Raw genomic sequence first — 17,406 nt, forward strand, 5'->3', positions numbered from 1 at the left:
ATTCTTTAAAATAAATTCTAAAATGATTTAACACTTGCCAATCATTCCTTAAAAGTTATAATTAGTTTAATTTTAAAACTATTTATAACTTATATGTTTGAATTATTATTCCACCCTGAAGCATTTTCAGAGCTAGAAGAACTAAGCGATATAATGAAAGCGAAGTTATTAGCGAAACTTGATAAGCTCGAATTATTGGGCAATGAATTACGTTTCCCCGATACTCGCCCTATTCAAGAAGGATTATTTGAACTAAGAGTTGGGAAAAAAGATATTACTCGTACATTCTTTGCCTTTACGATTGGGCGGAAAATCTATATTCTCCGAACTTTTGTGAAGAAAACACAAAAAACACCACCAAGTGAAATTGAACTTGCCCTAAAACGTTTACAGGAAATGACAGATGAAAGTACAACCAATCTCATATAAAAAAGTCAAAGAAAAATTGCTCTCTGATGAAAATGTAAAAACACTTTATCTTGAAGAAAAATCCGCTGATGAAATTCAATCTTTACTTTATGAAATGCGTAATAAAGCAGGATTAAATATTTCGCAAGTTGCAGAAAGAATGGGCATCTCTCAACCAGCTGTTTCTAAATTAGAACGTAATGCAGATAAAGCCACTCTTTCAAGCCTTTTACGCTATGCCCGAGCCTGTGGTATGGAACTAAAACTTTCAGCTCATTACTAGGTATGTTGATGTTTTAAATGGTTTTGCTAAATGGATTTAATGGCAAACTTCTTGTAAAATACGACCGCTTGTTAATTTGAATAAAAAGAGAATTATGCCAACCGTTAATCAATCTGCGTTAGTGCCTTACAGTGCTGAGCAAATGTATCAGCTTGTGAATAACTATGAAAAATACCCCGAGTTCTTGTCTGGCTGTATCAGTGCCAAAACCTTAACTGCTGGGGAAAATGAGCTAAAAGCAGAATTGCATATTCAAAAATTAGGTATTAGCCAAACCTTTAGTACCCACAATAAAATGACACCTCCGCATAAAATTGAGATGTCGTTAATTGATGGTCCATTCCGCCATTTACACGGCTATTGGACATTCACTCCCTTTGATGAACAAAGCTGTAAAATCGCCCTTGAATTATCCTTTGAATTTTCAAGCCCGATTGTGGCATTAGTGTTTGGCAAGGTCTTCAACGAGCTAACTCTAAAGATGGTCAATGCCTTTAAACAACGTGCAAAAGAGGTGTATGGTGTCTGAAATGGAAACTCAACCCAAAACAGAAGATAAAATCAACGTTGAAGTGGCTTACGCCTATCCAGATAAATATTTTCTGAAAAAATTACAAGTGCCACAAAATACCACAATTCAAAATATTATTTTGCTCTCCGGCGTACTTGAAAAATATACGGAAATCGACTTGCGTGAGAATAAAGTCGGAATTTTCAGCCGACCTGCAAAATTAAATGAAACCGTTGAAGAAGGCGATAGAATTGAGATCTACCGCCCGTTACTTGCCGATCCAAAAGAAATTAGACGCAAAAAAGCTGCGGGACAAGCAGCCAAAAAATAAAACGCTCAATCCGCTCTTCCCTAGCAAATTTGCTTTCGCTAGGGAGGTTCGATTAAGCAAATAGCTCCCTATATTTTACTAACTCTTCTTTGGTTAAACTAAACACGCCCAAGCCACCGTGTTCAAACTCAAGCCAGTTAAATGGCACTGTTGGGAATTGCTCGATAAGATGCACCATACTGTTGCCAACCTCACACACCAACACTCCGTTATCATTTAAGTAATCTGCCGCTTGAGCCAAGATACGTTTGGTTAAGTCTAACCCATCTTCGCCAGAACCCAGTGCTAATTCAGGCTCGTGGTGGAACTCTTGTGGCATATCGCCTAAATCTTCCGCATCAACATAAGGAGGGTTGGTAACAATTAAATCGTATTTATCTTGTGGAATATCATTAAACAGATCCGAGCTAATCGGGAATACACGGTGCGAAACTTGATGACGTTCAATATTAATTTGTGCCACATCTAAAGCATCTAAAGAGAGATCGACTGCATCTACTTCTGCCGCTGGAAAGCGTTCTGCACAAGCAATCGCAATGCAACCACTGCCTGTACACATATCTAAAATGCGATGCGGTTCGTTTTTAATAATGCCCTTAAAGCCGTTGCGAATTAACTCTCCGATTGGCGAACGAGGTACAATAACACGCTCATCAACATAATATTCCGCCCCACAGAACCAAGCCGAATTAGTTAAATATGCCACAGGTTTACGAGAGCCTAAACGCTCGCACACTAAATGAATAATACGCTCTTTTTCCACTCGGGTTAGACGAGAAGAGTAAAGTGCCTCTGGCACATCAATCGGTAAATAAACTCCGGCAAGCACCAGTTGTTGAGCTTCGTCCCAAGCGTTATCATAACCGTGCCCGTAGTAAAGATCAGAGGCATTAAAATAGCTATATGCCCAACGCATCATATCTTGAATGGTGGCTAAATCGTCCACAACAGGAAGGGATGAAATTTCATCTAAGAGTTCAGTATTATATTCAAACATTATATTGCCTTGTTAAAATTCATAAAATTGCTGTGTTATACCATATTTCACTTTATGTTAGAATGTAAAAATAGATGAAAAGGAAAAGATTATGTCAGAAAATCAATTAGAAGATGAATTTGCCTTGTTTAGAGAGGCTGCACAAGGCACGAAGAAAATTGAACAAAATACCTTTATGCCGAAAACTGAGCCACGTAAAAAATTAAATGAACTGCGTGATTTAAAAGAAAAAGCCGATATTGAATTTTATTTTTCCGATGAATATGAGCCGTTATTGAAAGAAGAAAATGAAAAAGTGAAATATCTGCGTGATGATGTGGATCCTTATATTCTAAAACAACTTCGCCGAGGCGATTTTCAGCCCGAGCTTTTTTTAGATTTGCACGGCTTAACCCGAGAAAAAGCAAAGAAAGAGTTGGCAGCATTGATTCTGGCTTGCGAGCGAGAAAAAGTCTATTGTGCCAGCATTATGACAGGTTTTGGCACTCGCACGTTAAAAGATCAAATTCCACGCTGGTTGGTGCAACACCCTAAAATTATGGCATTACACCAAGCACCAAGAGAGTGGGGAGGAGATGCGGCGATCTTAATTTTAGTTGAACAACCTGAAAACCCAGAGAAAATGTTTGGGAGATAAAATATTACATTTCAATCTTAAAAAAGTGAAGGGAAGGTAAGAGATTGTTTTACCTTCCCTAAAGCATTAGGCGTAGCAATGTCTCAAATTAAATTGTGTTGCTTAATGCCTTTTGCAATCTACCTTGATTTTGCTCAAGTAACTGCTCTGCTACCTCTTTTTCTAAGCCACCAAGAATCATCATAATGGCTAATTTTGCATTATTTTCGGCTATTTTTAGTGTGCTTTCTGCCAATTCCCGTTCACATTCTGTGGCTTGCATTACAATACGAATCGCCCGAGCTTTGAGTTTTTCGTTGGTAGCTTGCACATCTACCATTAAATTTTGGTAGCATTTGCCGATCAAAATCATTGAGGCAGTTGTGAGCATATTTAGCACTAATTTTTGTGCGGTACCTGATTTCATACGGCTTGAACCCGTCAGCACTTCTGCCCCAACCACTGTTTCAATCGCAATACCTGCAATTTGAGCCATTGCCGAATGAGGGTTGCTGGCAATGGAAACCGTTGTTGCCCCTAATAAGTTGGCATACTCCATTGCCCCAAGTACATAAGGGGTTCGACCACTAGCTGCAATTCCCACTAATACATCTTTTTCGCTAAATTTAACCGCTTGTAAATCTAATTTACCCTGTTCACGATTATCTTCTGCCCCTTCAATCGGGAAACGTAAGGCTTTTTCGCCACCAGCGATGATCCCCACCACCATTTCCGGTTTAACACCGTAAGTCGGCGGACATTCTGAGGCATCTAACACACCTAATCTGCCACTCGTCCCTGCCCCAATATAAACTAATCGCCCACCTTGCTGAAAGGCTTGCACAATTTTTTCAACGGCTTGGGCAATTTGTGGCAAACATTTTTCTACCGCAATAGGCACTTGTTTATCTTCATTATTGATAACCTTCACAATTTCCAATGCCGGAAGGCTATCAATATTCATCGAATTTGGGTTGCGTTGTTCAGTGATCATTTGCCCTAAGGCAGTTAGTAAATTCGTTTCTGGCATTTTATTACTCCTTAGGATAAATCACGCCTAAACTTACCGCTTTTTTCGCCCCAGTTACGCTCGGCATATTGCTAGGTAACTGATGAATGCGTTGATAAGCAAGCCAAGCAAATGCAGCAGCTTCAACATAATCAATATCAAACCCAAATTCATTTGTTGTTGTCACGTTCCAGTTTGGAAGAAGTGTTGCAAAGCGTTCCATTAACAATGGATTTCTTGCCCCACCGCCACAGACTAACAATAAACAAGGCAGATTGTTTTCAAGTTTAATCAGCTCATTAGCAATACTTTGTGCGGTAAATTCTGCTAAGGTGCGTTGCACATCTTCTGGCTTACAAGCGGTAAAATTTTGTAATTTTTTTGCAAGCCAATTCAAGTTAAATAACTCGCGCCCCGTGCTTTTTGGTGGAGCTTTTGCAAAAAAAGGCTCATCAAGTAATGCGTCTAACAATGCCTGATTCACACAGCCCGATTTCGCCCATTCTGCATTTTTATCATAACGTTTGCCGTGATGTTGCTCGATCCAAATATCCATCAAGGTATTCCCTGCCCCAACATCATAACCAATAGTCGCTTGGTTTGGTGCTAAAACCGAAATATTGCTAATTCCGCCAATATTAAGCACCACAGTTAAACGATTCGGAGCATTAAAAACGGCTTGATGGAAGGCTGGTACCAGCGGAGCACCCTGCCCGCCAACCGCCATATCTTTACGTCGGAAATCTGCAATCGTAGTAATCCCCGTTTTTTCTGCCACCAAGTTCATATCGCCGATTTGGGTGGTAAAAGGATAAGCCGAATTTGGTGAATGCCAAATCGTCTGACCGTGGCAACCTATCGCTTGAATATCCTCTGCTTTTAGTTGATTTTTAGCTAAAAACGCATTGATACTTTCCGCATACAGCAAGCCCAAACGGTGATCAATTTCGCCTAATTGTTGCAGATTAGTCTCGCCTGTTTTTACCAATGCCGAGACATCTGCTCTAAGTGCCTCTGGCATTGGGAAAAAATCACAAGCGGTTATTTTTGGCGGATTTTTTGCAAAATCAACCAATGCGATATCAACACCATCTAGGCTTGTGCCGGACATTACGCCGATGTAATAATTTGGAATATTTTCGTTCATCATAAACTTTAACATCTTTTTTATTTGTTACTTTTCTTTGCTTCGCCAAAGAAAAGTAACCAAAAGAAAGGCGACCCGAACTTCACCGCTATTCTTCGCTTAATTTGAATTGGCTTAACGTCAAATTTATATTCGCTTCGCTCAGAATAAATTTGCCTACCAATTCAAATACGCTCAGGCGGTTCAGACGGGGCAAAATTATTGCCTTGCCATTCTTATATTTTTTGGCACATCTTCAAAATTAGAGCGGAATGGGTTAATGTCCAAACCACCACGGCGGGTATAGCGTGCGTAAACAGTGAGTTTTTCCGGTTTAGCAAATTGCATTAAATCGCAGAAAATACGTTCTACACACTGTTCGTGGAACTCGTTATGTTCACGGAATGAAACCAAATAACGTAGCAATTTTTCACGATCTAACTTTTTGCCAACATAGCGAATTTGCACACTGCCCCAATCGGGTTGTGAGGTAATCAAACAGTTAGATTTCAACAAATGGCTGACTAAGGTTTCTTCCACTTGCTCGCCTGTTGCCACATTTTCTAAGTAGTGAGTAGAAAATTCATAGCTGTCGATCTGAATATCTTGCTCATCAATACACTTGCCTGCAAAATCGGCAATCGCCTGCCCTGTATAGTCAGACAATTTGTAAACTTTTACCGAAACTGGACCGCTTGCACAGTGGCTTAAATCTTTTGCTAGGGCTTGCTCTACCTGTTCTAGCGACTCAAATTTTGTTTGATTAAAACTGTTTAAATAGAGTTTAAAACTTTTAGATTCAATCAAATTTTCACTCTGGAAATCTACCGCCACATCAGCGATTGCAACTTGCGGTAAGCCATTTGAATTCAGCCAAGAAAGCTCATAGCACGTCCAAACATCTGCCCCTTTATCAAAAGGCTGGCTTTCGGTAATTCCCAAACCATCACGGTTTAATTTGCGGGGAACAACTTGCAAAAGGCTAGGATCGTATTCGCTTTTATATTCGGTTTTTTGCCCCAGCTTAAGGGCGGAAAGAGATTTATCGTTGTAGTTCATTTTCTTTATTTAATATATCTAATCAAATCCACAAGGCTATCTAGCACTAAATCAGCCTTAGCTTCGCCCTCTGGTGTAATAGGTTTACCTGTGCGAACCAAAACTTTGGTTTTAACACCTGCATTTTCAGCAGCTAGCAGGTCTTCCAGCTTATCGCCGACCATATAGGATTGGCTTGGATCGATATTAAGATCTTTGATTGCTTGGGTAAACATTCCGGCTTTTGGCTTGCGGCAATCGCAATCTTCTCGGTATTCACCTTTGCCGTCTGGGTGGTGCGGGCAGTAATAAATGCCGTCTAACACGACACCATAGTCTTCATCAAGTGACCAATCCATCCATTCGGTTAATTGCATAAATTGATCTTCACTGAAATAACCTCGTGCAATGCCAGATTGATTAGTTACCAATACCAATAAATAGCCTTTATCTTGGAGCTGTTTTAAGGTTTTCCCAACACCTTCAATAAATTGGAAATCATCAATTTTATGCACATAGCCGTGGTCGATGTTTAGCGTACCGTCTCGGTCTAAAAAAATGGCTTTTTTACCCATTATTAACCTCGCACATAATCGACGATCATTTGATGATGTTCGCCTGTTTTGAATTTATCGAATACCTGCTCGATTACACCTTGCTCATTCACTAAAAAGCTAATGCGATGAATGCCGTCATAGGTTCTGCCCATAAATTTTTTCTCACCCCATACGCCGAAAGCCTCTGCAACTTGATGATCTGAGTCTGAAAGCAAAGTGAAATTCAAGGCTTTTTTCTCAGCAAATTGTGCGAGTTTTTTTGGTAGATCTGGGCTGACGCCAAGTACAACCACATTTAAGTCATCAAGCTCTGATTTGCTATCACGCAATCCGCAAGCTTGCGTTGTGCAACCCGGGGTTAAGGCTTTAGGGTAAAAATAGACAAGCACTTTTTTGCCGGCAAACTGGCTGAGTGAAATAGATTGTTCTTGTTGATTAAGAAGAGTAAATTCAGGGGCTTTATCGCCCGCTTTAAGTGTATTCATTTTGCAAAATTTCCATAAAAAATCACCGCTTGTATTCTACTACAAGCGGTCTAATCTTGAAATTTTTTTGCAAATTATTCTAAAAAACCTTCTAGAAGTTCATTTAAGAAGAGTTTTCCGTGCTGGGTAATTTGCCAATGGGTTGGGGTTTCAGAAATATAATTTTTGCTTAATGCCCATTCCATTGTGGGTTGTACTACTTTTCTATCTAGCCCTGTAAACCACTCAAACTCTTGTTTTGGCGTAGCCTCAAGCAATCGGAAACGGTTCATAAAAAATTCAAAAGGGCGATCGTCCATTTCAATTAAGTCTTGGCTGTAGCGATATTCGCCACGCATATAGCCTTTTGGGTGCTTGGTTTTGCTAAAGCGATAAATTTCGCCCGTTGGGTAGCTGATTTTGCCGTGTGCCCCACAACCAATCGCCAAATAATCGCCAAATCGCCAGTAATTTAAGTTGTGTTGGCATTGATAACCTTTTTTCGCATAGGCAGACGTTTCGTACTGTTCGTAGCCAGCTTCGGTTAAAAGCTGATGCCCTTGCTCGAAAATATCCCATAATTCATCATCGTCGGGCAAAGTTGGTTTGCGGTAGTAGAACATCGTGTTGGGTTCAATGGTTAATTGATACCAAGATAAATGCGGAGGATTCAGTGAGATCCCCGTTTTTAAATCGTTCAGGGCTTGGGCTATAGATTGATTCGGCAAGCCGTGCATTAAATCGATATTGAAACTTTTCAATCCCGATTTTGCAGAATTTTGAGCAAAAATAACCGCTTGTTTTGCTTCATTTGAGTCGTGAATCCGTCCCAATTTCAACAATTTTTCCGGCTCAAAACTCTGAATCCCCATTGAAATACGGCTTACACCACCTTGTGCATAGCCTAAAAATCGCTCTGCCTCTGCTGTCCCTGGGTTTGCTTCAAGCGTAATTTCAATATTGGGTTCAAAGGGAATCCGTTTTTCCACTTCTTTTAATAAATAAGCAATACCTTCTGCAGAAAATAGACTTGGAGTTCCGCCACCAATAAAAATGGAGTGTAGCTTCCTTTCTGCTATCGCCGTTTGGTAAGCGGTTAAATCTTGTGATAAATCTGCAAGTAAATGTTCAATATATTCTTTTTCTGGAATTAGCCCTTTTTGGGCATGAGAATTGAAATCGCAGTAAGGGCATTTTTGCACGCACCACGGAATATGAATATAGAGGCTTAAAGGCGGTAAGGTTAGCATTACGGTAGATATTTTAACTTAAGTTTTACAAAGCCAAAATGATAACGAAAAGCAAGCAATGAGGGAAGAAAAGTTTTTTCGTGAACTAGATCACAAATTCAATAATTTGCTCTTTACCACTTTAAAGTTAGTGATATGATAATTTTGATTCAAAACTCTAGTGAATTTTGATAAATTCACTTCAATTAAGATAATGTGACTATTCAATATAGCAACCCTAAGGAGTGTTACTATGACTAAACATTTTGAATACAACGAATCACGTCGTGGTTTTATGAAGTTATTAGCAGGTGTTGGTGCAGGTTTTGCATTTGCTGGTTCACTTGGCACATTCTCTGCAAATGCAGTTGCCGCAGGTGCAGCGAAGGGTAAAACCATTACTGCTGGTATTGCTTATGGTTTATCTTCATTAGATCCATTAAAAGCAACTGGTGCTGCACCGCAAGCAGCAAACTTACATATTTTTGAAAGTTTAGTAGACTTGCATCCAGCAACTCGTGAACCATATTTAGCATTAGCGGCAAAAGAACCTGAAAAGGTCGATGCGACAACTTACCACATTACTCTGCGTGAAGGTGCAACATTCCACGATGGTAAACCAGTAACAACAGAAGATGTTGTTTATTCTTTTGAACGTGTAATGGATCCTGTGAATAAATCACTTTTCGTAACATTTATTCCATTTATAGATAAAGTGACTGCACTTGATGATAAAGTGGTTGAATTTAAATTGAAATATCCATTCGCACTATTTGTTGAACGTTTAAATATCGTGAAAATTGTGCCGAAACATATCATTGAGGCAGTAGGCTTAGATAAATTTGATGCAAACCCAGTAGGGAGTGGTCCATATCAATTTGTATCTGCAGTAAAAGACGATAAGATTGTCTTTAAAGCATATGATGCCTATAACGGTAAATACCCTGCTACTGCAGAAAATATGGTTTGGAGCTTATTATCTGACGACTCTGCTCGTGTAACAGCACAAGAATCAGGCCGTATTCAAGCGATTGAAAGTGTGCCTTATTTAGATGCAGAACGCTTAAAACGCAAATCTAAAGTAGAAGCAGTACAATCATTTGGTTTACTCTTTATGATGTTTAACTGCTCAGATCCAGTATTTAGCAACCCGAAAGTTCGCCAAGCATTCCACTATGGTTTAGATACACAAAAATTAATTGATTTCGTGTTCTTAGGCAATGCAAGAGAAGCAACGTCTTATGTTCAAGAAACTCACCCAGACTATGTAAAAGCTTCTCACCAATATGGCTATGATGCAGAAAAAGCAGCAGCATTATTAAAAGAAGCTGGTGTTGATAAATTAGAGTTTGAATTATTAACAACTGATACTTCTTGGGTTAAAGAGTGTGCACCGTTAATTATTGAGTCTTGGAACAAGATTCCAGGTGTGAAAGTAACATTACGCCACTTACAATCTAGTGCATTATATAGTGATTTCATCGGTACAGGTAAATACCGTGTCGTTGTAGCACCGGGTGACCCTTCAGTATTCGGTAACGATGTGGACTTATTACTAAGCTGGTTCTATCGTGGCGAAGGTTGGGCGAAAGCTCGTTATCGCTGGTTCGACACTCCAGAATTCAAAGAGCTACAAGGCTTACTTGATGCTGCAATCGAGAAAGACACACCAGAAGCACGCCGTGCAGAATGGGCGAAAGCATTCAACTTAATTTCTGAACAAGTTCCGCTTTACCCAATTCTACACCGTAAGCTTCCAACCGCTTGGAACGATAAACAGCTTACTGGCTTCCAACCGCTTCCTACAACCGGTATGTCATTCCTTGGTGTTGATGTGAAATAACTCTTTAAGCAAGCGGTTAGAAATAACCGCTTGCTTGTTATAGAACATTTCAAGATGGTTAAAAATCCATCAACTTTTTACGAGTGAGATATTCTTGCTGTATTTTTCCTACTTTTTGTGATAGTCGGAGATAAAAATGGAAATTGTCCTTCGTTTGTTACTTCGCCGCTTATTGGCATTGCCCGTAATGATTTTGGGTGTAACAGCATTAGTTTTTGTTATTTTACAATTTATGCCGGGTGACCCTGCCGATGTGGCATTAGGCGAATTTGCCAGTGCAGATGCAAAAGAAGCTTGGCGTGAAGCTCGTGGATTAAATGATCCGCTTGTGGTGCAATATGTACGCTTTATTGGTAACTTATTGCAATTTGATTTAGGCGTAACCACTCCGCCTGAACAACCTATTTCATCAATGATTGCAGAGTTTTTCCCACTCACATTACAACTTACTTTTATTGGGGTTTTATTAGCTGCTATCATTTCATTTACCTTTGGGGTTCTTGCTGCATTACATCGTGATCGCCTATTAGATCAGATTATCCGATTATTCTCTGTGGCTGCGGTTGCAACACCTTCTTTCTGGCTCGGTATCTTATTAATTCAATACTTCTCTTTAGAATTAGATTGGTTACCATCAGGTGGCTTCATTCCATTTAGTGAAAGTCCAAGTGGTTATTTCCAATCAATGGTTTTACCTTCCCTTGCATTAGCTATTCCAGTTTGTGCTTCTTTAATTCGTGTCGTTCGTACTGCGATGGTTGAAGAAATGGATAAAGACTACGTTCGTACCGCAATCGGCAATGGGGTGCCATATTCAACGGTTATCCGCCACAATGTATTACGCAATGCCTTAATCACACCCGTTACTGTGCTTGGTTTACGTGTTGGCTACTTACTTGGTGGTGCCGTAGTTATCGAACAAATTTTTGATTTACCAGGTATGGGGAAATTAATTTTCAACGGCATTATGAATAACGACTTGAATTTGGTTCAAGGTGTTGTTTTAACAATCGCATTAACTTTCGTATTAGTGAACATTATCGTTGATATTCTCTATCTTTTAATTAACCCTAAAATTCGGAGTCTATAATGTTTCGTAAAGGACTAGCAGACAGACTTGCTTCAGGCGGTGCAAGATTTAATGCATTATCAACAAGCTCCAAAATCGCCTTAATCTTTCTTGTATTCGTGGCATTAGTTGCAATATTTGCACCTTTAGTTGCGACCTACGACCCACTCACGACACTTCGCCCTGTGCAGGCTCCAAGTAATGAATATTTATTCGGTACAGATCGCTTAGGACGTGATGTTTTCTCTCGAATTGTTTATGGGGCAAGAACCTCACTCTTTATCGGTTTAGGTGCTGTAGGTTGTGCGATTGTATTCGGTAGTATCTTAGGGGCAACTGCTGCAACCGCAGAAAAATTCGGTAACGAAGTGATTATGCGTTGTATGGATATTTTAATGGCATTCCCAGGTATTGCTCTTGCTGCCGTATTAATTGCAACATTTGGTAACTCGGCTGTTGTTATTATCATCACGATTGCGATTGTTTATACTCCGCAGCTTGCCCGTGTTGTACGTGCAAACGTCGTTTCACAGTGGGAAGAAGATTATGTGCGTGCAGAGCGTGTTATCGGTGGTAGCCGTACTTATATTCTATTAAAACACGTTGTACGCAATACTGCTGCTCCAGTGTTAGTATTTGCAACTGTAATGGTGGCAGATGCGATTATTCTTGAAGCTTCTCTATCATTCTTAGGTGCTGGTGTACAACCTCCACATCCATCTTGGGGTAACATCTTATCTGAAGGTCGTAATCTTGTATTAAGTGGTTTCTGGTGGGCAACAACCTTTGCTGGTTTATGTGTATTACTGACTGTATTAGCGTTAAATATCTTATCTGAAGGTTTAACTGATGCGTTAGCGAACCCTAAAGTAAAACGTAGCCCGACAGCAGCCAAAAATGATGTATCAAAACCACTTTCAACTGATGTTCAAGAAGCAATGGCAGAAACCCTTGCATTAAAACGTTACTTGCTTAAATTAAATGAGAAAGAAACAACTCGTACAGACCGTATGCAGTTAAATCCTAATGCAAAACCGATTTTACAAGTAAAAAATCTCTCTATTCGCTTCCCGAATCGTTATGGTGAAACTCCATTAGTAGATAATATCAGCTTTACCGTGCACGAAGGCGAAACAATGGGCTTAGTAGGTGAATCTGGTTGTGGTAAATCTATTACAGCATTCTCAATTATGGGCTTATTGCCAAAAACGGCTAAAATTACAGGAGAAATTCTATTTACTGACCGTTCTGGCAAACAGCATAATCTATTAGATGCAAAAACAGATCTAAATGCCTTACGTGGCCACGAAATCTCAATGATTTATCAAGATGCGTTAAGTGCTTTAAACCCATCAATGCGAATTAAAGACCAAATGGCTCAGCTAATTAGCCGTGGTGGTAAACAATCTGCAGAAACATTATTACAATGGGTGCAATTAGATCCTGAAAAAACCTTAAATCGTTACCCACATGAATTATCAGGCGGTCAACGTCAGCGTGTATTAATTGCAATGGCACTTGCTCGTGAACCAAAACTTTTAATTGCTGATGAACCAACAACCGCATTAGACGTAACAGTACAAGCTGAAGTCATTAAATTACTCAACGAGCTACGTGAAAAATTAGGCTTTGCAATGGTCTTCGTAAGCCACGATTTAGCCCTAGTTGCACAAATGGCACACCACATTACCGTAATGTATGCAGGTCAAGTTGTTGAAGCGGCACCAACAACACCGTTGCTTTCTAATCCAACTCACGAATATACACGTGGTTTATTAGGTTCGGTGCTTTCAACGGAATTACGAGCAAAACGCTTATATCAAATTCCGGGGAGTGTTCCTTCACCATTTGATTTTGCGAAAGGCGACCGTTTTGCAAGCCGTTCATTACGACCTGATGCAAACCCAGAGCAACGCTTGAAACTGGTACCAACAGGCGATCATCCACAACACTTCTGGGCATCGCACTTAGAAGATAAAAAAGAAGCATAGGAGGGCAGCATTATGAGCAGTATTAAAGTGTTAAAAGAGCAGCCAATTATTGAGCTATCAAATATTGTTGTTCAATTTGCTTCTCGTGATGGTACATTATTTAACCCGAAAAAATTCACAGCGGTTAATGATGTTAGTCTTGCAATTCACGCAGGTGAAACCGTCGGTTTAGTAGGGCAATCTGGTTGTGGTAAATCAACCCTAGCCAGTGTGATGATCGGTTTACAAAAACCAACCTCAGGCACCGTTAAATTTAACGGTTTAGAGATGAAATACGGTAGTTCTGAAGCCCGTAAACAGTTTGGACGCCAAGTTTCGGTGATTTTCCAAGACCCTGCAACCGCACTTAACCCTCGTATGCGTGTGTTAGATATTTTAAAAGATCCGATGGATATTCATAATATTCTACAACCGCACGAGCGTGAAAAAAGAGTGTATGACCTTCTCTCTCGTGTAGGCTTACCACGCTCTGCGGCACTGGTTGAGCCAACCCGTTTATCAGGTGGTCAAAAACAACGTGTAGCGATTGCTCGTGCATTGGCATTAAATCCAAAACTGATTGTGGCTGATGAACCGACTTCCGCCCTTGACGTTTCGGTTCGAGCACAGGTACTTAACCTACTTGCCGATTTGAAAAAAGAGTTAAATCTGGCGATGGTATTCATCTCACACGATTTACAAACTGTTCATCAAGTTTCAGATAGAATTGTGGTGATGAATGGCGGAAAAATTGTGGAAATGGGTAGTGCGGCTGATGTATTTGAACATCCGAAAGAGCAATACACTCGCACCTTAATTGAAGCAGCTCCATCGTTATTATAATTGTGCAATCATTCTGCAAGCGGTAAAATTTCTGGTAAATTTTACCGCTTGTTTTTTAATACTACTATGATCAAGATCTCTCAAACTATAGATGCCGATTTACTTATTGTCGGTGCTGGCATTGCAGGGCTTTCTGCCGCCGTTGAAGCTAAAAACCAAGGGTTAAATCCATTCCTTATCACAAAATCTACTATCGGTTCCGGGGCAAGTTATTTTCCGCTTAAAGCCACACTCGGCATTCAAGTAACGGGCGATAAAACAGATCACTCTCATTTTAGAGAAGATATTGAAAATATCGGCAAAGGTAAAATTAACCCTCGTGTGGTTCAGGCCTATATCGAAGATTCCCCCAAAGCGATTGAATTATTAAACCAAATTGGCTTTAAACCTTGGAAACGAAACGATAATCGCCCAGCCTGTTTTGCCAAATATCCTCGCCCGATTTATCTGATTAAAGATTGGCGAGAATCGGCAATTCGTGCTAAAAACATTTTAACAGAACAAGCTATTCCCCATTATGGGGATGCGACCCTTTTACATATCGTAGTAGAAAACAACCAAGTGCAAGGTGCGGTGTTTTCGCTTAATCAAACGAATGGTACAAGCGGTCAAATTTCCTATATTTTTTGCAAAACCAATCATATTATTTTAGCCGCAGGTGGCATTGCTGGGCTTTATAAAGATAATCTCTACCCTTCTGATGTTATCGGCTCTCTCCACGCCGTTGCCGAACAAGCTGGGGCAACTTTGGTTAATTTAGCCTTTATCCAGTTTATTCCGGCTTTTGTTGAACCGAAATATAAGGTGCTGTTTGGCGAACATACCTTGAAATATGTAACGGAAATTACCGACTCACAAGGTAATAATCTTTTTCCTCACTTAACTCAAACACAGTTTAATGCAATGATGCTAGAACGTAGCCACTATGCTCCCTTTAGCCTAGATTTTAAATGTGTTGAATTTGATTTAGTGATGATGAAACATTTTCTTGAAAACCCAACGGAAAAAGGGATCTATCTTCGCTATAGCCCTGCTCTTTATAAAGATAATGAAGAGTTTTATCGGGTATATTTAGATTGGCTGAAAAGAGAAATTGGCATTAATTTACTCAAAGACAAAATTGCCATCAAACCTTTTGCCCATAGTTGTAATGGCGGTATTCAAATTGATGAATGGGGCGAAAGTTCTGTCAAAGGCTTATTTGCCGTCGGCGAAATTGCCCACTGTATTGAAGGGGCGAACCGTTTAGGCGGAAATTCGGTTGGTGGTGGTTTAGTGTTTGCTAAACGCGCAGTAACACAAATTGAATCCCGACTAAGCAATAATTTGCAAAAAAATAGCGAAATTTCACCGCTTACAATGGCAGAAGAAGCCTTAAATCGGCTTGCTAATCCAAATGCAGATCTTAATCTTTCTGCAAGTGAGGTGCTTTCAACCATTCGTGAAAAAATGGCGTTATATGCCAATGTTTACCGCACCAAAGCAAATCTCAATCATTTATTAAATGCATTAAAAGACTTAGAACAGCGTTTTGATCCGATTTATCACGCTCAATATCAAGGCATTGAAATTTATAATGCTCTAAAAACCGCTCAATTACTTATAAAGCATATGCTTAATGAGAAGAGTTTAGGGGCACACTACTTAGTTGATGAAAATTAGTCTATAATGCCACTCTTTAAGAACAATAAAATATTTAGGAGTATGAATGAATAACTACCTGCTTAAGCTCAAACCGCGTACGGCGGTCTTACTGTCTATAATGACGATTTTTATTTTAGGCGGTACGATGATCAAATTAGGTTGGGTTCCGCAAATTTCCATCCTATTAGTGATTATTACCTTATTGCTTTTTGGATTAGCCAATAAAATTCCGTTTAAATCTATGCAAGAAGGAATGGCAAAAGGTTTAATGTCGGGTATTGGTGCTATTTATTTATTCTTTTTTATTGGCTTATTAGTTTCTGCGTTAATGATGTCGGGGGCTATTCCAACCTTAATGTATTACGGCTTGAGCCTTATCTCTCCTGAATTTTTCTATATTTCTGCCTTCGCATTAAGCTCTGTTGTAGGTGTGGCACTTGGTAGTAGTTTAACCACCACTGCAACGCTTGGGGTAGCTTTCATCGGTATGGCAGGTGCTTTTGGTGCTAACCCTGCAATCGTGGCTGGTGCGGTTGTTTCTGGTGCATTTTTTGGCGATAAAACCTCTCCACTTTCAGATACGACAACTATTGCGGCATCCGTTGTTGGCATTGATATGTTTGCACATATTCGTAATATGATGTATACCACAATCCCTGCGTGGATTATTACAACTGCTTTATTATGGTTTTTTACCGAACCAGCTGATGCACAAGACTTTGCAAATATCGAAACCTTAAAAACGAATTTACAAGCAACAGGTTTAGTACACGGTTACGCTCTACTGCCATTTGTTACCTTAATTTTAATGGCGATGAAACGAGTAAATTCAATTTATATTATTGTGACTACCGTTGCATTATCCCTCATTATTACCTATACCCACAGTTCTCCTAGTCTTGAGCAACTTGGTAATTACTTCTTTACCGGCTATAAACCTGCTGAAAATCTTAATTTAGGCGATGTTGCTTCATTAGTTTCTCGTGGTGGTATTAACAGTATGTTCTTTACTATCACTATTGTTGTGCTTGCATTAAGTTTAGGGGGACTATTACAAGCTCTTGGCGTATTACCAGCACTATTAAGCGGTATTAGTGGCTTTTTAACCAGTACAGGACGAGTAACACTTACCGTTGCAAGTACTGCGGTAGGTATAAATGTATTAATTGGGGAACAATATTTAAGTTTATTATTATCAGGTAATACCTTCCGCTCTACTTATGAACGTTTAGGCTTAGCACCTAAAAATCTTGCTCGTACTTTAGAAGATGCAGGAACAGTTATCAACCCGTTAGTTCCTTGGAGTGTCTGTGGTGTATTTATTAGTAGCGTATTAAATATTCCTGTTTTAGATTATCTACCTTACGCATTTTTCTGCTATACCTGTTTAATCCTAACCTTAATCTTTGGCTTTACAGGTATCACGATTAGTAAGAAAGCAAATTAAACAAAAAATGCCTACAATAAA

General features: G+C 39.6%; 18 protein-coding genes. 11 read left to right on the top strand and 7 right to left on the bottom strand.

What is annotated here, in order from left to right:
* Nucleotides 1-93: 93 nt before the first annotated feature.
* From PTQ27_RS01495 to PTQ27_RS01510, 4 genes are all read left to right on the top strand, one after another.
* The gene (locus PTQ27_RS01495; protein ID WP_273748372.1) at nucleotides 94-429 is read left to right on the top strand and encodes a type II toxin-antitoxin system RelE/ParE family toxin; all 336 of its coding nucleotides are present in this window, start codon (nucleotides 94-96) and stop codon (nucleotides 427-429) included.
* Nucleotides 404-691: a helix-turn-helix domain-containing protein gene (locus tag PTQ27_RS01500; RefSeq protein WP_273748371.1), complete on the top strand. Its 288-nt coding sequence runs from the start codon at nucleotides 404-406 to the stop codon at nucleotides 689-691. Before PTQ27_RS01495 ends, PTQ27_RS01500 begins: the two co-directional genes overlap by 26 nt.
* Nucleotides 692-785: 94 nt before the next feature.
* Nucleotides 786-1,220, top strand: coding sequence for a type II toxin-antitoxin system RatA family toxin (locus tag PTQ27_RS01505; RefSeq protein WP_273748370.1), 435 nt, complete (start codon nucleotides 786-788; stop codon nucleotides 1,218-1,220).
* Between the two features lies 1 nt (nucleotide 1,221).
* Nucleotides 1,222-1,533, top strand: coding sequence for an RnfH family protein (locus PTQ27_RS01510; protein ID WP_273748369.1), 312 nt, complete (start codon nucleotides 1,222-1,224; stop codon nucleotides 1,531-1,533).
* Nucleotides 1,534-1,585: 52 nt separating this feature from the next.
* Here PTQ27_RS01510 and prmB read toward each other — a convergent pair whose 3' ends face one another.
* Nucleotides 1,586-2,530, bottom strand: a complete 945-nt coding sequence (gene prmB / locus PTQ27_RS01515; protein ID WP_273748368.1) for a 50S ribosomal protein L3 N(5)-glutamine methyltransferase — start codon at nucleotides 2,528-2,530, stop codon at nucleotides 1,586-1,588.
* Nucleotides 2,531-2,621: 91 nt separating this feature from the next.
* On the opposite strand from prmB, the gene smrB reads away from it, so the two are divergent.
* Nucleotides 2,622-3,167, top strand: coding sequence for an endonuclease SmrB (gene smrB, locus PTQ27_RS01520; RefSeq protein ID WP_273748367.1), 546 nt, complete (start codon nucleotides 2,622-2,624; stop codon nucleotides 3,165-3,167).
* An 88-nt stretch (nucleotides 3,168-3,255) separates the two neighbouring features.
* Here the strand turns inward: smrB and murQ are convergent, their stop codons facing one another.
* The 6 genes from murQ to hemW all read right to left on the bottom strand — a co-directional run bounded on the left by murQ (nucleotide 3,256) and on the right by hemW (nucleotide 8,590).
* A complete protein-coding gene (murQ, locus tag PTQ27_RS01525; protein ID WP_273748366.1) occupies nucleotides 3,256-4,176 on the bottom strand; it encodes an N-acetylmuramic acid 6-phosphate etherase in 921 nt (306 codons plus the stop codon).
* Nucleotides 4,177-4,180: 4 nt separating this feature from the next.
* On the bottom strand, nucleotides 4,181-5,317 hold the full coding sequence (locus PTQ27_RS01530; RefSeq protein WP_434802813.1) for an anhydro-N-acetylmuramic acid kinase: 1,137 nt from the start codon (nucleotides 5,315-5,317) through the stop codon (nucleotides 4,181-4,183).
* A gap of 183 nt (nucleotides 5,318-5,500) precedes the next feature.
* Entirely contained in the window at nucleotides 5,501-6,340 is an 840-nt protein-coding gene (gene queF, locus PTQ27_RS01535; protein ID WP_273748364.1) for an NADPH-dependent 7-cyano-7-deazaguanine reductase QueF, read from the bottom strand.
* Nucleotides 6,341-6,345: 5 nt separating this feature from the next.
* Nucleotides 6,346-6,894: a D-glycero-beta-D-manno-heptose 1,7-bisphosphate 7-phosphatase gene (gene gmhB / locus PTQ27_RS01540; RefSeq protein ID WP_273748363.1), complete on the bottom strand. Its 549-nt coding sequence runs from the start codon at nucleotides 6,892-6,894 to the stop codon at nucleotides 6,346-6,348.
* Nucleotides 6,895-6,896: 2 nt separating this feature from the next.
* Entirely contained in the window at nucleotides 6,897-7,361 is a 465-nt protein-coding gene (gene bcp / locus PTQ27_RS01545) for a thioredoxin-dependent thiol peroxidase (RefSeq protein ID WP_273748362.1), read from the bottom strand.
* A gap of 74 nt (nucleotides 7,362-7,435) precedes the next feature.
* Nucleotides 7,436-8,590: a radical SAM family heme chaperone HemW gene (gene hemW / locus PTQ27_RS01550; RefSeq protein ID WP_273748361.1), complete on the bottom strand. Its 1,155-nt coding sequence runs from the start codon at nucleotides 8,588-8,590 to the stop codon at nucleotides 7,436-7,438.
* A 232-nt stretch (nucleotides 8,591-8,822) separates the two neighbouring features.
* On the opposite strand from hemW, the gene PTQ27_RS01555 reads away from it, so the two are divergent.
* The 6 genes from PTQ27_RS01555 to nhaC all read left to right on the top strand — a co-directional run bounded on the left by PTQ27_RS01555 (nucleotide 8,823) and on the right by nhaC (nucleotide 17,385).
* Entirely contained in the window at nucleotides 8,823-10,412 is a 1,590-nt protein-coding gene (locus PTQ27_RS01555) for an ABC transporter substrate-binding protein (RefSeq protein ID WP_273748360.1), read from the top strand.
* A 136-nt stretch (nucleotides 10,413-10,548) separates the two neighbouring features.
* Complete coding sequence (locus PTQ27_RS01560) at nucleotides 10,549-11,502, top strand: ABC transporter permease (protein ID WP_273748359.1); 954 nt, start codon at nucleotides 10,549-10,551, stop codon at nucleotides 11,500-11,502.
* The gene (locus PTQ27_RS01565; RefSeq protein WP_273748358.1) at nucleotides 11,502-13,472 is read left to right on the top strand and encodes a dipeptide/oligopeptide/nickel ABC transporter permease/ATP-binding protein; all 1,971 of its coding nucleotides are present in this window, start codon (nucleotides 11,502-11,504) and stop codon (nucleotides 13,470-13,472) included. The genes PTQ27_RS01560 and PTQ27_RS01565 overlap by 1 nt, the downstream gene beginning before the upstream one ends.
* A gap of 12 nt (nucleotides 13,473-13,484) precedes the next feature.
* Nucleotides 13,485-14,294 carry an ABC transporter ATP-binding protein gene (locus PTQ27_RS01570; protein ID WP_273748357.1) on the top strand — a complete coding sequence of 270 codons (810 nt, stop codon included), beginning with the start codon at nucleotides 13,485-13,487 and terminating at the stop codon, nucleotides 14,292-14,294.
* A 66-nt stretch (nucleotides 14,295-14,360) separates the two neighbouring features.
* Nucleotides 14,361-15,956, top strand: coding sequence for an FAD-binding protein (locus PTQ27_RS01575; RefSeq protein WP_273748356.1), 1,596 nt, complete (start codon nucleotides 14,361-14,363; stop codon nucleotides 15,954-15,956).
* A 46-nt stretch (nucleotides 15,957-16,002) separates the two neighbouring features.
* The gene (gene nhaC, locus PTQ27_RS01580; protein ID WP_273748355.1) at nucleotides 16,003-17,385 is read left to right on the top strand and encodes a Na+/H+ antiporter NhaC; all 1,383 of its coding nucleotides are present in this window, start codon (nucleotides 16,003-16,005) and stop codon (nucleotides 17,383-17,385) included.
* Nucleotides 17,386-17,406 lie beyond the last annotated feature (21 nt).

Origin of the sequence: Mannheimia cairinae (assembly GCF_028649535.1) — a bacterium.
GTDB classification, from domain to species: Bacteria; Pseudomonadota; Gammaproteobacteria; order Enterobacterales; family Pasteurellaceae; genus Mannheimia; species Mannheimia cairinae.